The organism is Sorangium sp. So ce887, assembly GCF_051521455.1.
Classification (GTDB): Bacteria; Myxococcota_A; Polyangia; order Polyangiales; family Polyangiaceae; genus Sorangium.
The window spans coordinates 1,743,411-1,764,461 of the sequence record NZ_CP150354.1 but is presented as its reverse complement, the minus strand read 5'-3'; the positions used below and the strand labels follow the sequence as shown (position 1 = coordinate 1,764,461).

19 protein-coding genes are annotated in these 21,051 nt (G+C 70.3%); 7 read left to right on the top strand and 12 right to left on the bottom strand.

All coding sequences use genetic code 11. From position 1 onward, the window contains the following. Nucleotides 1-2: 2 nt before the first annotated feature. Both WMF36_RS06700 and WMF36_RS06695 read left to right on the top strand, forming a co-directional pair. Nucleotides 3-2,846 (top strand): response regulator, encoded by a 2,844-nt coding sequence (locus WMF36_RS06700; RefSeq protein WP_437578764.1) that lies wholly within the window; start codon nt 3-5, stop codon nt 2,844-2,846. A 51-nt stretch (nt 2,847-2,897) separates the two neighbouring features. Continuing rightward, nucleotides 2,898-5,087: a TonB-dependent receptor plug domain-containing protein gene (locus WMF36_RS06695; protein ID WP_437578763.1), complete on the top strand. Its 2,190-nt coding sequence runs from the start codon at nt 2,898-2,900 to the stop codon at nt 5,085-5,087. On the opposite strand, the gene WMF36_RS06690 is transcribed toward WMF36_RS06695, so the two are convergent. From WMF36_RS06690 to WMF36_RS06665, 6 genes are all read right to left on the bottom strand, one after another. Next, nucleotides 5,081-6,211, bottom strand: a complete 1,131-nt coding sequence (locus tag WMF36_RS06690) for a substrate-binding domain-containing protein (protein ID WP_437578762.1) — start codon at nt 6,209-6,211, stop codon at nt 5,081-5,083. The two genes, WMF36_RS06695 and WMF36_RS06690, sit on opposite strands and share 7 nt — an antisense overlap. 74 nt (nt 6,212-6,285) lie before the next feature. Next, nucleotides 6,286-7,566: an ABC transporter substrate-binding protein gene (locus WMF36_RS06685; RefSeq protein ID WP_437578761.1), complete on the bottom strand. Its 1,281-nt coding sequence runs from the start codon at nt 7,564-7,566 to the stop codon at nt 6,286-6,288. Between the two features lie 426 nt (nt 7,567-7,992). Next, a complete protein-coding gene (locus tag WMF36_RS06680; protein ID WP_437487430.1) occupies nt 7,993-8,376 on the bottom strand; it encodes a response regulator in 384 nt (127 codons plus the stop codon). A 255-nt stretch (nt 8,377-8,631) separates the two neighbouring features. Next, nucleotides 8,632-10,617, bottom strand: coding sequence for an ATP-binding protein (locus WMF36_RS06675; protein WP_437578760.1), 1,986 nt, complete (start codon nt 10,615-10,617; stop codon nt 8,632-8,634). 161 nt (nt 10,618-10,778) lie between these two features. Continuing rightward, entirely contained in the window at nt 10,779-11,450 is a 672-nt protein-coding gene (locus WMF36_RS06670) for a hypothetical protein (protein ID WP_437578759.1), read from the bottom strand. Continuing rightward, nucleotides 11,447-12,643: a hypothetical protein gene (locus tag WMF36_RS06665; protein WP_437578758.1), complete on the bottom strand. Its 1,197-nt coding sequence runs from the start codon at nt 12,641-12,643 to the stop codon at nt 11,447-11,449. Before WMF36_RS06665 ends, WMF36_RS06670 begins: the two co-directional genes overlap by 4 nt. Nucleotides 12,644-12,888: 245 nt before the next feature. On the opposite strand from WMF36_RS06665, the gene WMF36_RS06660 reads away from it, so the two are divergent. The 5 genes from WMF36_RS06660 (at nt 12,889) to WMF36_RS06640 (ending at nt 17,114) form a co-directional block, all read left to right on the top strand. After that, on the top strand, nt 12,889-13,206 hold the full coding sequence (locus tag WMF36_RS06660; RefSeq protein ID WP_437578757.1) for a putative quinol monooxygenase: 318 nt from the start codon (nt 12,889-12,891) through the stop codon (nt 13,204-13,206). Between the two features lies 1 nt (nt 13,207). Then, a complete protein-coding gene (locus tag WMF36_RS06655; protein ID WP_437487416.1) occupies nt 13,208-14,386 on the top strand; it encodes an iron-containing alcohol dehydrogenase in 1,179 nt (392 codons plus the stop codon). 27 nt (nt 14,387-14,413) lie between these two features. Beyond that, entirely contained in the window at nt 14,414-14,617 is a 204-nt protein-coding gene (locus WMF36_RS06650; RefSeq protein ID WP_437578756.1) for a hypothetical protein, read from the top strand. A gap of 33 nt (nt 14,618-14,650) precedes the next feature. Then, nucleotides 14,651-15,760 (top strand): class I SAM-dependent methyltransferase, encoded by a 1,110-nt coding sequence (locus WMF36_RS06645; protein WP_437578755.1) that lies wholly within the window; start codon nt 14,651-14,653, stop codon nt 15,758-15,760. 187 nt (nt 15,761-15,947) lie between these two features. Further along, complete coding sequence (locus WMF36_RS06640) at nt 15,948-17,114, top strand: acyl-CoA dehydrogenase (protein WP_437487408.1); 1,167 nt, start codon at nt 15,948-15,950, stop codon at nt 17,112-17,114. 11 nt (nt 17,115-17,125) lie between these two features. On the opposite strand, the gene WMF36_RS06635 is transcribed toward WMF36_RS06640, so the two are convergent. The 6 genes from WMF36_RS06635 to WMF36_RS06610 form a co-directional block, all read right to left on the bottom strand. Next, nucleotides 17,126-17,419, bottom strand: a complete 294-nt coding sequence (locus WMF36_RS06635; protein WP_437578754.1) for a type II toxin-antitoxin system RelE/ParE family toxin — start codon at nt 17,417-17,419, stop codon at nt 17,126-17,128. Beyond that, on the bottom strand, nt 17,416-17,637 hold the full coding sequence (locus WMF36_RS06630; protein WP_437578753.1) for an addiction module protein: 222 nt from the start codon (nt 17,635-17,637) through the stop codon (nt 17,416-17,418). Before WMF36_RS06630 ends, WMF36_RS06635 begins: the two co-directional genes overlap by 4 nt. A 58-nt stretch (nt 17,638-17,695) precedes the next feature. Continuing rightward, complete coding sequence (locus WMF36_RS06625; RefSeq protein WP_437578752.1) at nt 17,696-18,175, bottom strand: DUF2383 domain-containing protein; 480 nt, start codon at nt 18,173-18,175, stop codon at nt 17,696-17,698. Between the two features lie 337 nt (nt 18,176-18,512). Then, the gene (locus tag WMF36_RS06620) at nt 18,513-19,019 is read right to left on the bottom strand and encodes a hypothetical protein (protein ID WP_437578751.1); all 507 of its coding nucleotides are present in this window, start codon (nt 19,017-19,019) and stop codon (nt 18,513-18,515) included. A 252-nt stretch (nt 19,020-19,271) separates the two neighbouring features. Next, on the bottom strand, nt 19,272-20,636 hold the full coding sequence (locus WMF36_RS06615) for a DNA topoisomerase IB (protein WP_437578750.1): 1,365 nt from the start codon (nt 20,634-20,636) through the stop codon (nt 19,272-19,274). Between the two features lie 12 nt (nt 20,637-20,648). Next, a complete protein-coding gene (locus WMF36_RS06610; RefSeq protein ID WP_437578749.1) occupies nt 20,649-20,987 on the bottom strand; it encodes a polyhydroxyalkanoic acid system family protein in 339 nt (112 codons plus the stop codon). Nucleotides 20,988-21,051 lie beyond the last annotated feature (64 nt).

Below are 21,051 nucleotides of genomic sequence, written 5' to 3'. Positions count from 1 at the left end.
CAATGCCTAGCCAGAACGCCCACGGATCGCTCCGTATCAAGCTGCTGCGCCTGATCCTGGGCGCGCTGCTGCTCCTCGGCGGCACCACGCTCCTCTCGAGCGGCGCCCTCATCTATTCCACGGATCGCGAGGTCCAGGCCAAGCGCGAGCAGGAGCTCCTGGGCGGCCTCGAAGAGAAGGCGCGCCTGCTCGGCTTCAACCAGGCGCTGGCGCTGCGCAGCCTGGTGGCGGACAACCTCTTCGGGGACGTCAAGGCGCTCATTTTTCAGACCGTCTCGGAGAACAGCGACATCGCCTATGGCCTGTTCTTCGACTCGGAGAACCGGGTCTGGGCGGCGAGCGGGCTGACCCTGGCGAACCAGGCGAAGGACGCGCCGGGCCTCACCGCGAAGGACCTGCAGGCCCTCGGCATCAGCACGGAGCACCAGCCCCGGGCGGCGCTGACGCGGCGGGCGCATCCCCTGGGCGGCGACGACGTCCTGGAGGTCACGGCGCCGGTCGTCTCGGAGGGGACCCACGCCGGGACCGTGATCTACGGCATCAGCACGAGGCACGTCGCCGAGCGGCTGGATCAGGCCCGCGACCTCGCCGCGAGCCGGCTCGCGACCACGCTCGGGCTGATCGGGGCGCTGATCCTCGGCAGCATCGCGGCCAGCTATTTCCTCGTCAAGCGGGTGGCGGTCCACATCACCGAGCCGCTGTTCGCGCTGCGCTCGGCCGCGGGGGCCATCGCCACCGGGCTCCGCTCGAGCGGGCCGCTCGCCGAATCGACCGGCGTGGCGCGGAAGAAGTGGGAGCGCGTGCAGATCGCGAGCGGCGATGAGCTCGAGCTGCTCGGCGCGGCGTTCAACAGCATGGTCGAGGCGAACGAGCAGGCGTTCGAGGAGCTGCGCGTCAAGACCGAGCAGGCCCTCGAGGCGTCCCGGCTGAAGAGCGAGTTCCTCGCCAACATGAGCCATGAGATCCGGACGCCCATGAACGGGATCCTCGGCGTCATCCGGCTCATGCAGAACCAGGCGCTCGAAGGCAAGATGCGGCGATACGTGGAGACCGTCGACGCGTCCGCGAACACGCTGATGGCGATCATCAACGACGTCCTCGACTTCTCGAAGCTCGAGGCCGGCAAATACGTGGCGCAGCACGTGTCCTACGATCTGCGCCTCGTCGTCCAGGAGGTCGCGGAGCTGATGGCGAGCCAGGCGCACGAGAAGGGGCTCGAGCTCGTGTACCGCGTGGAGCGCCGCGTCCCCACCGGCGTCGTGGGCGACCCCGACCGGTTTCGCCAGGTGCTCACCAACCTGGTCGGCAACGCGATCAAGTTCACCGAGCGCGGAGAGGTGCTGATCGACGCCTCCACGCCTCCCACGCCTCAGCAGGACAAGACCTCGGCGCTGATCAAGCTCGCCGTCGTGGACACCGGCCCCGGCATCGCCCTCGACGACCAGAAGAAGCTCTTCTCCGCCTTCACGCAGGTGGACGGCTCGCTGGTCCGCAAGCACGGCGGCACCGGCCTGGGGCTGGCGATCAGCAAGCACCTGGCCGAGGCCATGGGCGGCGAGGTCGGCCTCGAGAGCACGCCGGGGCAGGGCAGCCGGTTCTGGTTCACGCTCAAGGTCGGGGTCACGTCCGGGGGCGAGCAGATCCGGTCTGCCGAGTGGGCGAGCGGACGCCGCGCGCTCGTGGTGGAGATCAGCAAGAGCTGGCGCGACGTCGTCGTGGAGCACCTCGTGGCCTGGGGCTTCGACGCCCAGTCCACGACCTCCGGGAGAGACGCCATCAACCTGCTGGAGCTCGGGATGCTCGAGAAGCGGCCGTTCAGCGCCGCCGTGGTCGGCGTTCAGATGCAGGATCTCGGCCTCGAGGAGTTCGTCCGGACCATCCAGTCGGTGCCGGCGTTGCGCAGCTTGCCCGTCGTGGCGCTCTACCACATGGGGTCGAGCGTGGCGCTGAGCGGGCTCGACTCGAGCCTGGTCACGCAGCTCCCCAAGCCGCTCCGCGTGTCCGAGCTTTACAACACGCTGCAGAGCGCGCTCACCGGCGCCGCGGCCGCGCCCGTCAGCAAGCCCGGCGTGGAGCCGGGCCGGATCGCGAGCAAGCTGCCCGTGCTGGTCGTCGATGACAACGAGATCAACCGTTACGTGGCGATGGAGCAGGTGGAGCAGCTGGGCCTGCGCGTGGAGACCGCCAGCAACGGCCTGGAGGCGCTCGAGTGCGTCAAGCGAAAGCAGTATGTCGCCGTCCTGATGGACTGCCAGATGCCGATCATGGACGGATACACCTCCACCCAGAAGATCCGTGAGTGGGAGAGCGGGACGGGTCGCCACACGGTGATCATCGCGCTGACCGCGCACGCCCTGGTCGGCGAGCGGGACCGGGTGCTCGCTGCCGGGATGGACGACTACCTGGCCAAGCCGGTACGGCCTCAGTCGCTGCAGAAGACCTTGTGGCGGCACGTGATCCTGAGCCGGGACGAGCCGGAGCTGACCACCACGCTCCCCGGCACCAACAAGGCTCCATCGGTCCTGCCCGTGCTCGACCCCGAGGTCCCGCGCTCGCGGAAGCTGATCCAGCTCGTCCTGAAGAACGTGCCGGGGCAGCTCGACAGCCTGGAGGCGGCCTTCCTGGAGGCCATGACGAAAGAGGTGATGGCGAGCGCGCACAAGCTGAAAGGCAGCATGCTGTCGATCGGCGCGTCGCGCGTCGCCGAGCTGGCGGAGAAGATGCAGCTCGCCGCCAGCCAGGGCAATCTGCCACGGAAGGGCGACCTGGCGCGGATACGGCAGGAGTTCGATTCCGTCAGCGCCGCCCTGACGGAGGAGCTCGCCGCGACCGCCGAGGCGACCTGACGATTGCGCCGTTCTCACCATGGCCCGAGGCTCAGAACGAACCGTACCCGCATGACCCTTGTCTCGCTCGATACAAAGTGGATTGTCGCCCTCGCGATCGCCGCGATGCCGGGCGTCGCGTGGGCTCAGCCGACGGCCGCGCCAGCGCCGGGAGAGCCGAAGGCCACGGGGAAAGAGCAGCGGAATGACGCGCTCGAGGGCGTCGACCTGCTGCGGTTGCTCGCCGTCGAGGTCTCCACGGCCACCAAGACGCGCGAGACCCTGGACGACGCGCCTGCCATCGTGACGGCGATCACCGCGGAGGAGATCCGGCGCTGGGGCTACAAGAGCGTCGGCGAGGCGCTCCAGCACGTCGTCGGGTTTTACCTGGCGGACGACCACATCCTGCCGAACGCCGGCGTGCAGGGCATGACGGGCGGGCTCGGGGCGGAGAGCGGCGGAATCAAGGTGATGATCGACGGCCGCTCGGTCGCGTTCCGGACGACCAGCGGCAACTGGCTGGGAACGGAGCTGATCCCGCTGTCGGCCATCAAGCAGATCGAGGTCGTGCGCGGCCCGGCGTCGGCGCTCTACGGTGCGGACGCGTTCCTCGGCGTCGTCAACATCATCACCCTGTCGCCGGAGGACATCCCCTTCGCCGACGGCACGGTGCAGGCCGGCGTGACGAAGGACCACCCGAGCGGCCGCCTCGACGTGCTCGGAGGATGGAGCGATGGCCGCTTCGACATGATGTTGATGGCCGCGGGGGAGCTCGACGATCGAAGCGGTCTGGAGATGCCCCGCCAGTCTCCGGCCCCCCGCGTCCCGGCGTACAATGCGGGGCGCGTGGACGCCCAGAACCTCGAGCGGCTGTCGGGGGTCATCGGCTCGCGCATCGCGTTCCGCGATCCGGACCGCGGTCACCACCTCGTGCTCAGCGCCACCTGGTCCGGCTTCCGGCGCGGCGGCGATTTCGCGCAATGGGCGCAGCTCACCGGCGGAACGGACGCCTTCGGGCGGCCTGCCGGCACCGTGATCAGCCTGCATCAACGTCGCCTGGCGGTCGATGGGCTGCTCCAGCTGAACCGAGCGCTCGCGCTCGCCGTGCAGGGCACGTACTTCCAGGGCGGCGTCCTCCCGGGGGACCGCGTGGATGTCGCCGGCGGCTGGTACTACATCGAACGGCGCATGGCCTATCGCGGCGTGGACGCGAACGTCGAGCTCCGGTGGGTCCCGTGGGACCGGTTCAACGTGATCTTGAACCTGGAGTCCGTCTATGACGACGAGGACCTGCCGTCCTTCCGCCGGGTCAGCAAGATCACGGGCGAGGCGTTTGGCTCGCCGGAGCGAGAGCAGCTCTCGGTCGAGCTTGTCGACGTCGGGGCGCTGCTCAGCGCCAACCTCAAGGTGCTGGATCCCTGGCTGAAGCTGACGGGGGGATTCCGCTACGATCACCACAGCAAATACGGCAATCAGCTGACCGGTCGCTTCGGGGCGACCTCGCACCTGGGCAAAACGGTCGTGGCCAAGCTGCTGTATGGCAGCGCCTTCAAGGCGCCGTCCCCGTATCTGCTCTATGCCGAGCCCCTCGTCCCGGGCGACGTGATCGGGAACGTGGACATCAGGCCTCAATTCATCCACACCGTGGACGCCGAGGTGACGTGGAGGCCGGTCGCCTGGGCCTCGGCGAGCACCGGGGTGTCCTACAGCCGATTGAACGACAAGGCAGAGTTCGTCCCGCGGGGCATCAATCAGACGGCAGAGAACGTCGCCAGCCAGACGTCCCTGATCTGGGCGACGCGCGCCGAGCTGCGGCACGGCGATGCGCTCGGCGGTTACGGGTCGTTCGAGACCGTCCACTCGACCCGGGACTCCGGCCAGGTGGGCTACCAGGCGGAGCTCGTCGGTCCGGCGATGGTCGCCTACCCGAGCTGGATCGCCCGGGTCGGGGCCTACGTGAAGCTGCCGTCGCCGAGCTCCGTTCCGCTCGAGCTCTCGACGCAAGGGATCGTCGTCGGGCCCCGGCGCGCCGCGGACGCGAGCATCCTGGAGAACGGCGGCAGCTTCGACCTGCCGCCGTATCTCGGGTGGAACGCCAGCCTTGTGGCGCGCAACCTGTGGGTCGTCCCGGGTCACGAGACGACCGTGGCGTTGCGCGCCAAGAACCTCCTCGGCGCCACCGGGCCGGACCCCGGATTCTCGGGCTTCGAGTACCCGCTCTCGCCGCGCGAGCTCTTCCTCGAGCTACGGCACCGCTACTGATTCGCGCCGATCGAGTCGAGGAAGGCGATGTAGTCGTCCACCTTGTTCCACCGGACCACGTCGAGGCCGACGTTGAGCCGGCTGTCATCGACCATCTGCGGGGCGAGGCTCGCCTTGGTCGCTTCGAGGCCGATGGTCTTGATGCCGTAGAGGATGTAGGGCACGAGGTACCCGGCGTAGTACTGGCGCTGGGTATGCGTCGCCTTGATGAGCCCCTGGCGCATGTACTCGACGGTCTTCGGATCGAAGTCGAAGGCGACGACGGGGAGCTCCGGCGCGCCCGCGGCCTCGGCGGCCATGGCGCACCGGTACGAGATGTCATGCAGGCCGAGCAACCCCACGACGGGCGGGTCCGCGGTCTCGATCTGGGCTCTCATCCATTCGATGTCATCGACCTCCCCAGCCGGGCCCCAGGCGACTTGACGCACCACGACCGTGTAGTTGGCCTCCTCGAGGACGCCCCGAGCCCCCAGCATTCGGTTCAATCCGTCGACCCAGGACGGGTCGGCGTTGCCGTGGATCACCACCGTGCCCGGCGCCGGGGGCAGCAACGCGCGCAGGGTCTGCCCTGCCGTGACGCCGGCCGACTCGCTGATGGTTCCGACATAGATGGAACGCTTCGAGTCCTTCGCGTCGGTGTCGAGCGTCACCACAGGAACCCCGTCGGCGACGGCCTCATCGATGGCGGCCGCGAGGGCGTCGCCGAAGGGCGAGACACCGATCCCTTCGGCTCCGGCCGCCACCGCCTGTCGAATCTGCTCCCCCTGGGCCTCCGCCCTCTGCTGCTGATCGATCCCCTGTCCACTGGGCCCGACCACGTTGCCCGTGCCCCCGAGCTCGCCCATGGCTCGGTTCGCCCCTGTGGTGATCGGCGTGAAGAACCCGCCGAGCGCCTTCAGCAGCACCGCCATCTGCATCGGCTCGATGGATCCCTTGTTGATCTCGGCGACGAGGTTGTCGAGCGTCGCCTCGATCTCCTTCGCGGTGAACTCGTTCTTGGGAAGCGGCGCTCGCTTGATGAGTGAGACTTGCTCGCCCGCGCCGGTGGTGTCGCTCGTCCCGCATGCCGCCGTCATCAGCGTGAGCCCAAAGGCCGCCATCCAGCGTCTTCGAATCATCTTCATGAGACCCCCTTCAAGTGAGTGGTTCGTTCGGTCGTGCGCGGGGTGATCACGTGAAGGTCGACTTCACGGCGAGATCATGGCCCGGCGAGGCACCTGGCGGCGATGGGGGCGAGATCGACGAAAGCGTCGCCGTCCACGGTCCATCGTTGCATGAATGAATGCCTGTTCGCCCCGTATTCGTCGAAGTCGTACTCGGCGGCCGCTCCGACGTACCGGAGAGGGACCCCCGCGCGGAGCTTGGTCATCGCCGCGCCCAGATCCCGCCACGAGGCCGCTTCGTTGTCGGGGCTGTTGAGCTCACGAATGATCTTGTGCAGCTCACGTCCGGAGGAAGGGATCGTCCCGCTCTTCGCGTGGGCGTACGTGAGCCCCATCGCGGTGAGGACGACCCCGTCGTAATAGAAGTGCGCTGCGGGCAGCGGAGCTTCGCCGCCCCACCGGCTGGAGAAGTGTCCGATGAAGGCGGCGGCGTTCCCGGTCGCGCAGTCGACCGACTCCTCGGCTCCGTCCGTCGTGCGGCACTCGCTCCGCAGGCTCAGCGAAGGCGAGACGCCGAAATATCCGTCGAGAGAGCCCGCAGGGATGTTGGCGAGGAGCACCTCGGTGCGCAGCGCCGGGCCGAGGAGCCAGGTGCCCGGGCGGCCGGAGACGGTCCACTCGGTCACGATGGTCGAGCCGGTGGCGGGATAGGCGGCCAGGAGCGTGCGGCCGGCGCGCGCGCCGAAGGCGGTCTCGATCTTCGCCGTGTACGACGGCCGTCCCGACGTGAACGTCACCGAGGGGAGGATCCTCCCGCCGGACGAGGCGAAGTTGGTCGTGAACTCGCTGCTGACGCTGGCGTTGTAGTCGTCCGTCGCGGCCAGGCTGTTCACCGTGTCGATACCCTCGCGAACGGCGATGATCGCCAGCGCGCAGCCGACGTCGAACGCGGAAGGGGCGAGCCGCATCCAGCCCCCCTTCGCCTCGCTGCGCGCGACCGTGGGCGCGGCGTACCCCGGCAGCATGTGAAACGCGTCGAGCCACTTCACGTCCGGCGTGATGTCACGGGCGATCTCGTTCTCTTCGGGCCCCACGACGTAGGCGACCCGATCCGTATAGAGCAGCTCCTGCAGCTGAACGAGCCCGCGCTTCGAGCTCGAGTGGCTGTCTCGGCTCCGCAGGTCGAACGGCCTCCCGTCGATCCCCCCCGCGGCGTTCAGGTCGTCGATCGCGAGCAACATCGCTTGCTCGAGGTTGCGGCCGATGGCCGACTCGCTGCCGGAGAAGGGCAGGAGCGCCCCGATGACGACCGCATTCTCGGGGTGCTCGGGCTCCGTCGGCGCACAGGAGGCCGAGAGCAGGAACGCGAGTCCCACGAGCAGCCCGGTCTCCCTACAGCGCAACCGTCGTCGGCGAGCCGCGGGGCACATGCCGGTTCGAGGGAAGCGATTCGACGCGTCAGGCATCCGAAGGTACATGCTTGAAGTAGAGACACGCCATCACATCGATGATCGATCTGTCAAGGGCGTATGAGCTCAAGCAACGAGTCTTGGAACGAAGACTCACGCCATCGTGCGATACAGAACACAACGGCCGATACCGGTTCTCAGGGACAGCGATTTTTGTCCGTGGATCGCGGTCTTCAGGCCGAGAGGTGAGACATGCGCGAGGACAGAGGGGCCCCCCTGGGGCACGGGGAACCACGGCGCCGGGCGGGCGGGGTGAGCGTCAGGAGAGGATGCCTTCGTCCCCCGGACGCCGACTGAGGCCAGCTCGCCGGCGCGGCGGCCGCGCCGCCCGGCTCACCGCCCCGGCGCGCCGCAGATGCGGTGGACCAGCTCGAGCAGGGGCTCGATCTGGAGCGGCTTCTTCAGGAGCCCCGCGACGCGGAGCCGCGACGCCTCCTGCTCGGCCCGCACGTCGGCGGATACGATCACCACCGGGACCGACGAGAGCGTCGGGTCGCGCTGGAGCTCGGCGCGCAGCTGCCACCCATCCATGATCGGCATCATCAGATCGAGCAGGATCAGCGCGGGCAGCGGGTCCTTGCGCAGCATCGCGAGCGCCTCGGCGCCGTCCGACGCCTCGTCGACGTCGTAGCCCTCGAACACGAGGAGCTGCGACAGGATGCTCCTGATGTCCAGATCGTCCTCGACGACCAGGATGCGGCCCGTTTTCTCGGTCATGCTCGAACCTCACCACCGGACCGCGCCGCGCGGCGCGCTTCCCTTCGCTGCTCCACAGAGCAGCCCAGCTGCGGCCCTGCCCGATCGAGCGTTCATGGGGCCCATGAGGCACCTTGAGCGCGCGCAACCGCCGCCGCAAGCGGCCGGCCCCACGGAGTGGTGCGCAGATCGAAGAAGTCGCAGAAGCGCGCCCGGCGCGCGGCCCCGCCCTCATCTCTTCGTCGAGACCTCTCCGTCGAGGACGGCGCGCCGCGCCTACTGGGCGGCTTCCTCGGGCACCTCGTTGTCGGCCTCGCCCGGGGCGCCGCCGCGCTCGTCATCGTCGGCCTCGCCCGGGGCGCCGCTGCGCTCCTCGCCCGCGTGCGCGCGCCATGCGGGCAGGAGCACGCGGAAGCACGCGCCCTGGCCGACCTCGCTCTCCACCCCGATCTCGCCCCGGAAGCTCGTCACGATGCCGTGGCAGATCGCCAGCCCGAGCCCCGTCCCCTCCCCGATCGGCTTCGTCGTGAAGAACGGGTCGAAGATGCGGCTCCGGAGCTCGGGCGCGATCCCGGATCCGGTGTCGCGCACCTCGATGCGCACGCGGCCGGGCGGCGCGGGAGCGGTCGTGATCCGGATCTCGTTCTCCGCCTCCTTCCCGTCCGGCAGCGCCTGGGCGGCGTTCACGAGCAGGTTCAGGATGACCTGGCCGAGCTGCGCCTCGTTCGCGTGGACGGGCGGCACCGTGCCGAGCTCCAGGACGAGCCGCGCCTTGCTCCGGATCTGCTGCTGCGCCATCCGCAGCACGAGCTGGATCACGCGGTCGACCTCGACCGGGCCGAGCTCGCCGTCGTCGGCGCGCGAGAACGTCTTCAGGCCGCCCACGATGTGCCGGACGCGCGAGCCGCCCTCCGCGGCCTCGTCGAGCGCCGAGAGGAGCGCGTCGAGGCGCGCGGCGGCGCCCTTGGCGCGGAGCTCCTTGCGCGCGAAATCGACGTTCGCGACCATGTACGCGAGGGGGTTGTTGATCTCGTGCGCCACCCCGGCCGCGAGCGTGCCGAGCGAGGCCATGCGGTCGGCGAGCAGGAGCCGCGTCTCGATCTGCCGGCGCTCGGTGACGTCGGAGACGGCCCCGAGCATCCGGTACGCCTTGCCGCACGCGTCGCGCAGGACGGTGCCCCGGTCGTGGACGTCGGCGTAGCTGCCGTCCGCGAGCAGGCACCGGTACCAGAGCTCGAACGTGCTCTCGCCCCCTTCCATCGCGCGCCGCAGCCCGTTCATCACGCGGTCGCGATCGTCGGGGTGGACCCGCTCGAACCACCACGCCGCGTCCTCCTCGATGTCGGCGCCGCCCGTGCCGTAGAAGCTCCGCATGCGCTCGCTCCCGGTGACGCGCCCCGACGAGAGGTCCCAGTCCCAGAAGGCGTCGCTCGTCGCGCGCACGACGAGCCGCATGCGCTCCTCGCTCGTGCGGAGCGCGTCCTCGGCGGCCCTGCGCACCGTCATGTCGACGACGACGCCGACGCCGCGATCGCGGGCCCCCTCGACAAGGGCGGGGGCGATGAGCACGGGCAGCCGCCGCCCGTCGCGGGCGAGGAACTCCTTCTCGAACGGCGGGCAGATGCCGTGCTTCAGGACCTCCGAGAGCGCGCGCTGGTCCGCGGCGCGGAGCTCGGGCGGCGTGAGCGCCACCCAGTTCAGGCGGCCCGCCTCGACGTCCTCGCGCGCGTGGCCGATCATGCCGAGGAACGCGTCGTTCGCGTCGAGGATGCCCCCCGCCGCGTCCCACACGAAGAGGCCGATCACCTCCGTGGACACGTCGCGGAAGGAGCGCGCGGCGCGCTCGAGCAGCGCGCGCTCCGCCGGCGCCCGGTCGGCCGCGGGCGCGGACGACCGCCGCGCCCAATACACCGCCGCGTCGAGCTGGATCGAGATCGACGGCTCGGTCGCCGCCGCCACGACCGTCGCACCCGCCTCGAGCAGGGCCGTGGCCGCGCCCGCGCTCCCGGTGACGGCGATCACGGCCACGCGATCGCCGCCCGGCGCCGCGCGCAGCCGGCGGCAGAGCGCGAGCGCCTCGTCGAGCGGCCCCTCGGCCCCGAGCACGGCCACGTCGAACGGCTGGGTCGCCAGGAGATCCAGGCCCGCCTCGATGTCCCGGGCCCGGGCCGCGACGTGGCCGCGCGCCGCCGCGAGCGCCTGTGCCGCGCCCGCGGAGCCGCCTGGGAAGATCAGGATCCTGGGCTGCTGTGCTCCCGCCACCGGCGCAACATCCCGCGCGCGGCGCGCAGACGCAATACCGGCGCAGCGCGCTCCTGCTCCCCCCTCCTCCCTCGCCTCCTCCCCTCCTCCCTCGCCTCCCCCCGAGCCTCCTCGCCTCCCCTCACCTCTCTTTCCTCCCCCGCCTCACTCTCCTCCGTGCGTCACCCGACCCCGGTCCGCCGGTCGTCGAACCATTGACATGCGTTTGCAAACCCCGCGCGCTGCGACGACTTCTTGTAACAGAGGAAATAAAGCCTTCCCCCCTGAACACCGCACTCGGTGCGGTCTTTCCAGCAGGCGAGGAGCTCCGGATCCACGGCCGGGTTGCTCGCGATCGTCATTCCCTCCTCGAGATCCGGCATGTCGCCGGGGCAGCCCACCGGGCCGGAGGTCATCGGGACCCCCACCGTGTTCGACTCGATGCCCGTGTTGAAGATCGCCTCGGCCACCCGGCGCGCGGCGGCGGCGCGGTCCGGACCGCAGAGAGAGAGGATATCGAGGCTCGCGCGATCGACCTGAACGAGGACGAAATTGCGCCCCTCGGTGACGGTGAGCCCGAGCCCGCCCGCGGTGTACTCGTGACGGAGCAGGTCGGGCGTGTCGTCCGTGGCGTCGTGGAGCGCGTGGCGCGCCCCCACCGCCTCGCTGTGCGGGTTGAGCTCGCTCCGGAAGATGGAGTCGCACCAGTACAGCGAATCGGCGCGCGCCTGGGCCGGCACCTCGTCGAACCGCCCGACCGGCGTGAAGCCGTCCGGGGCCACGCGCGCCACGGCCGAGAGCCACGCCGCGACCCTGGCGCCGACCTCCTGCGTGAGACATTCCTGCGCGTTCATCGGCCACCTCCAGAACGTCCGTATCTCGCCACGATCTGCTCGACGCGGAAACCGTCGTTCGGCGCCGAGCTGAACCAGATGAGCCCCCAGAAGACGCCCAGGATCGGCTCCACGCTGTCGAACACCCCGGCGCCCCCCGCGTAATACCGCGTCACGCCGCCGTGCGCGAACTCGAGGCACGCCTCGTACCGGTTGAGCCCCGGGCTGAGCGACCCGTCGGGGAGGCGCGTATGGGAGGCGGGATAGGTCCTCCCCTCCTCGACCGGGCCGTCGATGAGCGCCGCGCGCCACACGCGGCCGCCCTCGACCTTCGCCACATCGAGCCCCGCCCACGGCTGCTCCTCCAGATCGGCCGACAGCGTCCTGCGCCCGCCGTCCACGTTGGGATCGCCCCAGACCACGAGCATCCGCGTCCGCCCGGGGATCCCGAGCTGGCGCAGCATGCCGCGGAGGAGGCGGACGATCGCCTGGCACTCGCCCGTCTCCTCCACGTGATCGGTCATCGCCCAGGCCCCGCCCTGGTCGTTCAGGTACGTCGGGTGGTGGTACTCCCGGGGCACCCTGGGGCTCGGCTGGAGCGTGTAGGTCGGGAACCTGGCCATGACCCCGTAGACGATCTCGTGGGGGTCGAGGGTGTTGAGCGGCGAGATCCAGGAGACCGCCCTGTCCATCCGCTTCAAGGTCACCCCATCTTCCTGCCAGACGTCCTGTCGGTCGGTCTGCGGCCTGCCCATCGTCACATAAACGACGTTCGAGGTCCGGCCGGGCGACAGCGCGGCTCCACCGCCCGCCGACCAGCTCAGGTTGAGGTCGAATTTCTGGATCCTCCTCCCGATCTTCCGCGCGGACGAGAGCTCGAGCGGCGCGGCGCTGGAGGCGGCGGCGGCGCCCGGGCTCTCGAAGGTGAGCCCCGCCGGCCCGACGCCGCGGATCTCGACCGGCGCCGCGCCGGGCGCGCCGCCGCTCGACGACAGCCCGAGCCGGATGACGACGCTCCGGCCCATCGAGATCGACAGAGGGACGGCGCGCTCCGGCGTCCACTCGGGCCGGGGGCACGGGTCGCCCGCGTTCCTCCAGCCGGTCTCCCCCGTGCAGCCTTTCAGGAGACCGTGATCGGACACGAACTCGATGGATTTCAGCGCGATGGACTGCGCAGCATCGGGCTGCGGGGTCTCCGTGGTCGGATCCGCCATATCGACCTTCCTCGCTCGCGGCGTTCATGGACTCGACACCTGCCGGGCCACCCGCCGATTCACGGGGATCGTAACGCCGGAGCCGGCCGGGCCAAGTCGGGAGTCGACGCAGGGGGCGAAGGCGCTCTGCCGACGGCGCGTCGTCGGCAAGCCCGCGCGCCGCGCGCCGGTAGACCCAGAGGCCCGCGCGCCCGCGCGTCACGAGCCGGGTTCCTGCGGCAGCGCACCCGAGCTAGATTGCGCCCATGCCCAACAGCCTGTTCATCGTGCACGTCCATGTGCACGTCAAACCCGAGCTCACCGACGCCTTCCGCCAGGCGACGCTCGAGAACGCGCGCGCGAGCGTCAAGGAGCCGGGGATCGCCCGGTTCGACGTCGTCCAGGACAGCGAGGATCCCGCGCGCTTCGTGCTCGTCGAGGTCTACAGGACCCAGGAGGCGCCGGCCGCGCACAAGGAAACGGAGCATTACAAGCGGTGGCGGGACACCGTCGCGGAGATGATGGCCGAGCCGCGGACCAGCCGGAAATACGTCAATGTCTTCCCTGACGACGGGGGGGTTTGACATGGCGTCTCCGGCCAACCCGCTCGCCTTCGAGTTCGCCACCGCGACGCGCATCGTCTTCGGCGCGGGCAAGCTCGCCGAGGTGCCCGCGGCCGTGCGGGGCCTCGGCGGCACGCGGGCGCTCGTCGTCACCGGGCAGCGCCCCGGCCGCGCCGCGCCGCTCCTCGCCGCGCTCGCCGAGGCGAAGATCGGCGCCGTGACCTTCGCCGTCGCGGGCGAGCCCACCGTGGAGATCGCCCGCGAGGGCACGTCGAGGGCCGCGGCCGAGCGGTGCGACGTCGTCGTGGCCCTGGGCGGCGGCAGCGCGCTCGACGCCGGCAAGGCGATCGCCGCGCTCCTCGCGAACGGCGGCGACCCGCTCGACTACCTCGAGGTCATCGGCCAGGGGAAAGCGCTTTCCAAGCCGGCCGTGCCGTTCGTGGCGATCCCCACGACGGCGGGCACCGGCTCGGAGGTGACGCGCAACGCGGTGCTCGCGTCCCGGGAGGCCGGCGTGAAGGCGAGCCTGCGCAGCCCGCACATGCTGCCGCGCCTCGCGGTGATCGACCCCGATCTGCTGGCGGGCGCGCCGCCCGAGGTGCTCGCGTCGAGCGGGCTCGACGCGCTCTCGCAGCTCATCGAGCCGTTCCTGTCGAGCCGCAGCAACCCGCTCACGGACGGGCTCGCGCGCGAGGGCATCCGCCGCTCGGCGCGCTCGCTGCGCCGCGCGGTCCTGGAGGGCCCCGACGCGCCGGCCCGGGACGACCTCGCCGTGGCCAGCCTGCTCGGCGGCCTGTGCCTGGCGAACGCCGGCCTCGGGGCGGTCCACGGCTTCGCCGCGCCGGTGGGCGGCACGTTCGACGCGCCCCACGGCGCCGTGTGCGCCGCGCTCCTGCCGGCCGTCCTCGAGGTGAACCTGCGGGCGCTGCGCGCGCGTGCCCCGGATCACCCCGCGCTGCCGCGCCTGGATGAGCTCGCGGCGCTCGTCACGGGGCGCGCCGGGGCCGGCGCCGAGGACGGGATCGCCTGGGTGCGCGAGCTCTGCCGCGACCTCGCGATCCCGGGGCTACGGCGCTATGGCGTGAGCGAGGCGGACCTCCCGGCGCTTGTCGTCAAGGCCAGGGCGGCGAGCAGCATGAAGGCGAACCCGCTGCCGCTCACCGACGAGGAGCTGACCGACATCGCCGCGGCGTCCTTGTGACGGCGGCGCCGGTGGTATCATCCCGAGGTGGCAAGCCCCTACCGCACGAGGCCGTCCTCCTCGCCTGCCCGGCCGACCGATGAGAGGCGGCTCGGCGTGGCGACCGTGGCCTTCGGCCTCGCCTGCGGCGTGATGGGGCTGTCGCTCGCCGACGAGGGTCGGGCAGAGTGCGCGCTGCTCACGGGCCTCGGCGGCTTCGCCCTGCTCCTCCAGCGCGAGGGCGCTCGCTAGCCTTCCCTCTCTATCCCCGACGACCGGAGCTCGATGAAGAACGATCCCGCCCCGACGAATGCCACCCTCGACGCCATGCTCGCCGCCCAGCGCATCGCGTTTGCGCCCGTCATGTTCCAGGTGGCGCGGGTCATGCGAAACCGCGGCGTCCTCAGGGCGCTCCAGCGCGCCGGCAAGGGCGGCCGGACGGCGGCGGAGGTGGCTCAGGACACCGGCCTCACCGCCTACGCGGCCAAGACCTTGCTGGAGGCGAGCCTGAGCTTCGGCCTCGTGGAGCCCGCCGAGGGCCGCGGAGAGCGTGGAGAGCGCTACGCGATCACGCGGGTCGGGCTCATCGTCGAGAACGACCGGATGACCCGTATCAACATGGATTTCATCCATGACGTTTGCTACGAGGGCATGCGTTTTCTCGACGAGGCCATCGAGGGTGGCAAGCCGGCGGGCCTGAAGGTCTTCGGCGAGTGGCCGACGGTCTACGAGGCGCTCCCGGCGCTCCCGCCGAAGGTGAGGGAGAGCTGGTTCGCCTTCGATCACCTCTACTCCGACTCGGCGTTCCCGCAGGCGCTGCCCGCCGTGTTCGAGCGTCGGCCGAGGGCGCTGCTCGACATCGGCGGCAACACCGGTCGATGGGCGATCCAGTGCTGCACGCACGACCCCGACGTGCGGGTCACCATCCTGGATCTGCCGGGCCAGCTCGAGGACGCGCGCGTCAACGTGGAGCAGCACGGCCTGCTCGGCCGGGTCATGGGCACGCCCATCGATTTCCTGGATCACGGCCAGGCGTTCCCGACAGGCTTCGACGCCATGTGGATGAGCCAGTTCCTCGTGTGCTTCTCCGAGGCGGACATCCTGCAGATCCTCCGCCGGGCGCGCGCCGCCATGGGGGAGAAGACGGAGCTCTGGATCCTCGACACGTTCTGGGATCGGCAGGAAAACGAGGTGGCGGTCCACTGCCTGCACGGCTCTTCCCTATATTTCACGTGCCTCGCGAACGGGAACAGCCGCATGTACAGCGCCGCCGACATCAAGCGCTGCATCGATGAGGCGGGGCTCACCGTCGACGCGGAGATCGACCATCTCGGCCTCGCCCACACGCTGCTCCGGTGCCGCCGGCGCGACGTGCCCGCAGAGAAGCGCGGGTGAGGCGCTCGACGGGGGAGAGCGCGTAGCAGCCTGGACGATCCGGCCTCCGGGCGAGCGGTGATACGACGGATGAGGCGGCCCGCGGCGCGCCGGGCGCGTTCGAACGGCTTTCGCCTGCGGTCCTCGCGGTGCATAGTGGGGAGCCCCGACGGCGCGCCGCGCCATGGACCTACAAGGAGAAACCGTCGTGTCCCATCCTCCGCTCACCCAGCTCTCCGACGAGGAGCGCCTCTTCCGCGACTCGGTGCTTGATTTCGCCAGGAAGCGCATCGCGCCGCGCGCGGCGGCGATGGACGAGCAGGGCGCGCTCGACCGCGATCTGCTCCCTCCGCTGTTCGATCTCGGCCTCATGGGCATCGAGATCCCGGAGTCTTACGGGGGCTCCGGCGCGAGCTTCTTCAACGCGATCCTCGCGGTCGAGGCGCTCGCCGTGGTCGACCCGAGCCTCAGCGTGCTCATCGACGTGCAGAACACGCTGGTGGCCAATGCGTTCCTTCGCTGGGGCAGCGAGGCGCAGAAGGAGAAGTACCTCCCGCGGCTGAGCCGTGACTGGGTGGGCTCGTATGCGCTGAGCGAGGCGGGCTCCGGCTCGGACGCGTTCGCGCTCTCGGCCCGGGCCGAGCGCAAGGGCGACCGCTGGGTCCTGAACGGCCGCAAGCTGTGGATCACGAACGCGAACGAGAGCTCGCTGTTCCTTGTGTTCGCCAGCGTCGACCCGTCGAAGGGGTACAAGGGCATCACGGCCTTCGTGGTCGAGCGCTCTTTCCCTGGGTTCTCGGTGGGCAAGAAGGAGAACAAGCTCGGGATCCGCGCCTCCAGCACGTGCGAGCTCGTCCTCGAGGACTGCGAGGTGCCGGAGGGCAACGTGCTCGGCGAGGTCGGCAAGGGCTACAAGATCGCGATCGAGACCTTGAACGAGGGTCGGATCGGCATCGGCGCGCAGATGCTCGGCCTGGCCGCAGGGGCGTTCGAGCACGCGATGCGCTACATGGGCGAGCGGAAGCAGTTCGGGCAGTCGATCGCGAGCTTCCAGGGCGTGCAGTTCCAGTATGCGCGCGTGGCCATGGAGATCGAGGCCGCGCGCCTCCTTGTCTACAACGCCGCTCGGCTCAAGGACGCGGGCCAGCCGTTCGTGAAGGAGGCTGCGATGGCCAAGCTGTTCGCGTCCGAGGTGGCCGAGCGGACGGCGTCGCTCAGCATCGAGTTCATGGGCGGCGTCGGGTTCACCAGGGACTATCCGGTCGAGAAGCTCTACCGCGACGCGAAGATCGGGAAGATCTACGAGGGCACGTCGAACATGCAGCTGTCCACGATCGCGAAGCTGCTCCAGACCGAGTACGACGTGAAGGGCTGAGCGGGCTCCTCTCAGCGTCTCCGCTTCCATGACTCGGGTCTTCGGCGCGTGTGAAAGCACGCGACGAAGACGACGACGTCATCCATCAGACGGAAGAACAGGCCATAGGGAAAGCGGCGGACGAGCGCCCGGCGGGTTTGGCGGTGCAGCGCTGCGTACGCGGTGGGTGCTTCGACAACCGCTTGCATCGCGGCGTGGACCTCGGTCAGGAACTCCTCTCCGAGGCCGTCGCGCTCTCGCTCGTACCAGGCGTAGGCTCGCGCGATATCCGCCGCAGCAGCGGGCCGGACGAGGTACGGCCTCACCGTGACCGAGCGCGCGCCTGGGCGACGACCTCATCCCAGGTGAGCCCGATCGGTCCCTCGGCCTCGAGCTCATCGAGGCGCCGATCGAGCTCGACGCGCTGCGCGTCGCTGAGAGGGAACTCGCCAGGGTCTCGCCCGAGGCTCGACCAGAGCTCGTCGAGGAGGTCGAGCTGCTCGTCGCGGCTCAGTCGGGCGATGTCCAGCGCGGCCTTGGCCATACCTTCGGAAGTATCGCACGACGCACCCACCGGAACAATCCGCAGGGCCCTGGCCGCGTCACGGCAGCTGTCGCTTGAGATCGGCGAGCGAGCGCAGCGTCGACACCTGCTGCGGCAGGATCACGTCGCGGACCAGGACGTGCGACTCGGAGTCGAGCTCCTCGATGTCGTTCCGGTAGTCCTTCAGGCCGTAATCCTCGCCCTCCGCGAGCACCGAGAGCGCCGTCCTGTCGCCGAGCGCCAGCGCGGTCCGCTCGACGACCTTGGCGAACGCGCCCCATGGCCCGGAGCTCGACGGCGGGTCGCCTCCGAGCTCCTCGATCCGCCGGCGCAGCATCTGCACCCGCGCCTGGTGCGACGCCAGGTTGCGCCGTAGCTGCTCGATCACCCCGTCCTCGCGCGCGGCGGCGATCGCCTGACGGTAGGTCTCCACCGCGGACATCTCGCCGCGGCAGAACGATTTGAGCTGCTCGATCGCGTCGTCATCGATCAGGCCGTCCAGGCCCACGCTCTCCTCTGCGTATGCGAGCTGTTCCATGGGTACTCTCCTGAGGTTGCTGATGAACGCCGATTCGTCTCCTCCCTACCTCCCGAGCAGCAGCCACCGCGTCATACGTCCGCGCGAGAACCGTGAGCGAGAACGCCAGAATCGAACTCGCCGCGGAGAGCGTACGACCTCTTGCCTCAGGGGTACATCTTCGCCTCACACCGGGTCGGCCTCGGTTGAACTCTTTGAATTCTATTCAAACTCCGTTCCACCCGCACGAATTCCCGCTCGCGCTGTGGCGAGCTCATCCCGCAGGGCGACGCGATCCGATGGAGATGAAGCGAGAAGGAATCAGACCGCCAGGGCGCCGGCGCGCCCGAGCGCGGCGTCAGAGGGTCGCGAAGACGCGGGCGCCCCTGCTGGTGCCGCAGGCCCCTCCGGCGCCGGCGCCGCGCAGGATCGCGTGCAGCACCGCGGCGTCAGCGTCGTCGCGCGCGAGCACGCCGAGGAGCATCGCCCCTTCCTTGAGGCGCCTCTCGACCTCCGGCGCGCGCTGCTCCGGGATCCCGGCGTCGACGAGAACGCTGCTCAGACTGGCGGTCTCGGCGGCCGAGCTCGCGTCCGCGAGCGTCACCGCGATGGGGCCGGCCACCGCGAGCCGCAGCCCGGGGACCACGAGCCCCGCGCCCGCCGCGGCGAGGATGGAGCCGAGCGCATGGCCCTGGACGGCCGCGCCGTACAGGCGCGAACGCGAGAAGTGCTGGCGGCGGGCGGCCTCGCTCACGATGACGCAGATGTCTCTCCGCGAGTGCCCGTGGTCCAGGATACGCCGGATGGCGTCCTCAGCCTCGACACGTGTCTGCACCATCTCGGTGATCAACCTCTGGCTCGCCATGCAGATCTCCTTGGCTGAGGGTCTCGTCGTTCGCTCTCCCTTCGCAGAACACGAAACGTACCGGGCGCGTCCATGGCGGGAGGTCTGCGGAGCTGCTCACAGATCGGCAGCAGAAGGCCTCGCGCCCGGGGCACAATGCCACGGCGAGATGGTCACGCTGTGACGGATGGACACGGCGATCTCGTCGGCGCCCCGCGGCACGGCGCGGGGCGAGGAGAGCGCGGCGGTGGTCGGGGTTGCACCAGGGACGGGTCAGGCCGCGGCGCGCCGGACCTTGCCCTGCCGATGGGCGCGCTTCGGGCTCTTGGCAGCTCGCCGCGCCCTGTCGGCGCGACGCGCCTTCACGGCGCGCACGCTCTCGCGGAGCTGGGTGGCGAGCGGCGCGGCGTCGCGCTCGCTGAAGCCGCGGACGATCCGGAGCATCCTGGCCTCCTCGGGCCGGAGCGCCGCGGTCGCCTCGTCCGTGACGGCCTCTTCCGCCTCGATCAGGGTCTGCAAGGCGCCCTCGGTGTAGGCGCGGATCACGGCGGGGTGGACATAACAACGCTGGCAGACCGCGCGCGTGTTGCCGAGATGGGCGGACACCCTGTCGATCACCTGCGCCACGCACTTCTTCATCTGGCGAGCCGTGGTGGCGACCTCCATCTCGCAGAAGAAGAACGCGCACAGCACCGTGCCGGTCCAGGTGCGGAAGTCCTTGGCCGTGAACTCCTGCCCCGCGATCGAGCGCAGGTACTCGTTGACGTCATCGGAGTGGATGCGTTGCCGCTCGCCGCCCTCGCCGATGTACTGGAACAGCTCGTGGCCGAGCACGTCCTGGCAGCGCTTCACGATGCGCGCGAGCCGCCGGTCCCGCACCGTCAGCTCGTGTTCCTTGCCGCTCTTGCCCTTGAAGCGAAAACTTAGGAGATCGCCCTTGATCTCGACGTGCTCGTCGTGGAGCGTGGTCAGACCGTACGAGTCGTTGTCGCGCGCATACTCGTCGTTCCCGATGCGGATCGAGGTCTCGTCGAGCAGGCGCACCACGGTCGCCAGCACCTTCTCGCGCGGGAGCCCGGGCAGCGCGAGATCGCGCTCGGCCGCCGCGCGGATCGCCGGGAGCGCCGCGCCGAACGCGAGCATGCGGTCGTACTTCGTCTCGTCGCGGACCTCGCGCCAGCGCGGGTGATACCGGTACTGCTTCCTCCCGCGCGCGTCCCGGCCGGTGGCCTGGATGTGCCCGCGCTCGCTCTGGCAGATCCACACCCCGGTCCACGCCGGCGGGATCGCGAGGTGGCGGATCCGCTTCAGGGTCGCCTCGTCCCTGACGAGACGCCCCTCGGGGTCGAGGTACTTGAAGCCCTTGCCCGCCTTCCGCCTGGAGATGCCCGGCTCGTCGTCGTTCACGTACCGGAGCCCGGCCGCCTTCGCGGACTCGATCGGCGACGGCGCGAGCGGCGCGGCCGCGGAGAGCTCGCCGGCGGTGCGCGCGAGCTCGACCGTCTCAACGGACTCGATCGACAGGCTGACGCGGCGCCGCCGGACGGCGACGTCGCTCGGGGCGGAGCGGCGCTCGCGGCGCGGAGTGCTCCGCGGGCGGCGCCTGGATCGGGGGGTCGTGGCGCTGGCGCTCTGCATGGCGCGTCGAGCTCAGAGGGCTCCCTCCAGGGCCGCGCCCCGCAACCGCTCGCGGTGCGCCTCGTCGATGAACCGCCGCACCTCCGTGTCGATCGCCGCGATCGCCATCCGCTGGAACATGCGCAGCGGCAGCGGCACCTCGATCTCGAGGTCGACGGTCCTGGGCCGGAGCTCGATCCGCCCCCCGAGCTTGCAGCCCTTGAAGGAGAAGCCGAGATCCGCGCGCCGCTCGTCGCTCCAGAGCATGGACGGGGCGTACTCCGCGTACCGATCGCAATACCGCGCCATCGCCCTCAGGACGGCATTCTTCGCTTCATCGTCGTTCAGGTCGTGATGGACCGTGTGCTTCATGATGACCTCGGGTGATGGCTGGAAGCTCGGCTCCAGCGGGAGCTGACGTGCGACAGGCTCGGCA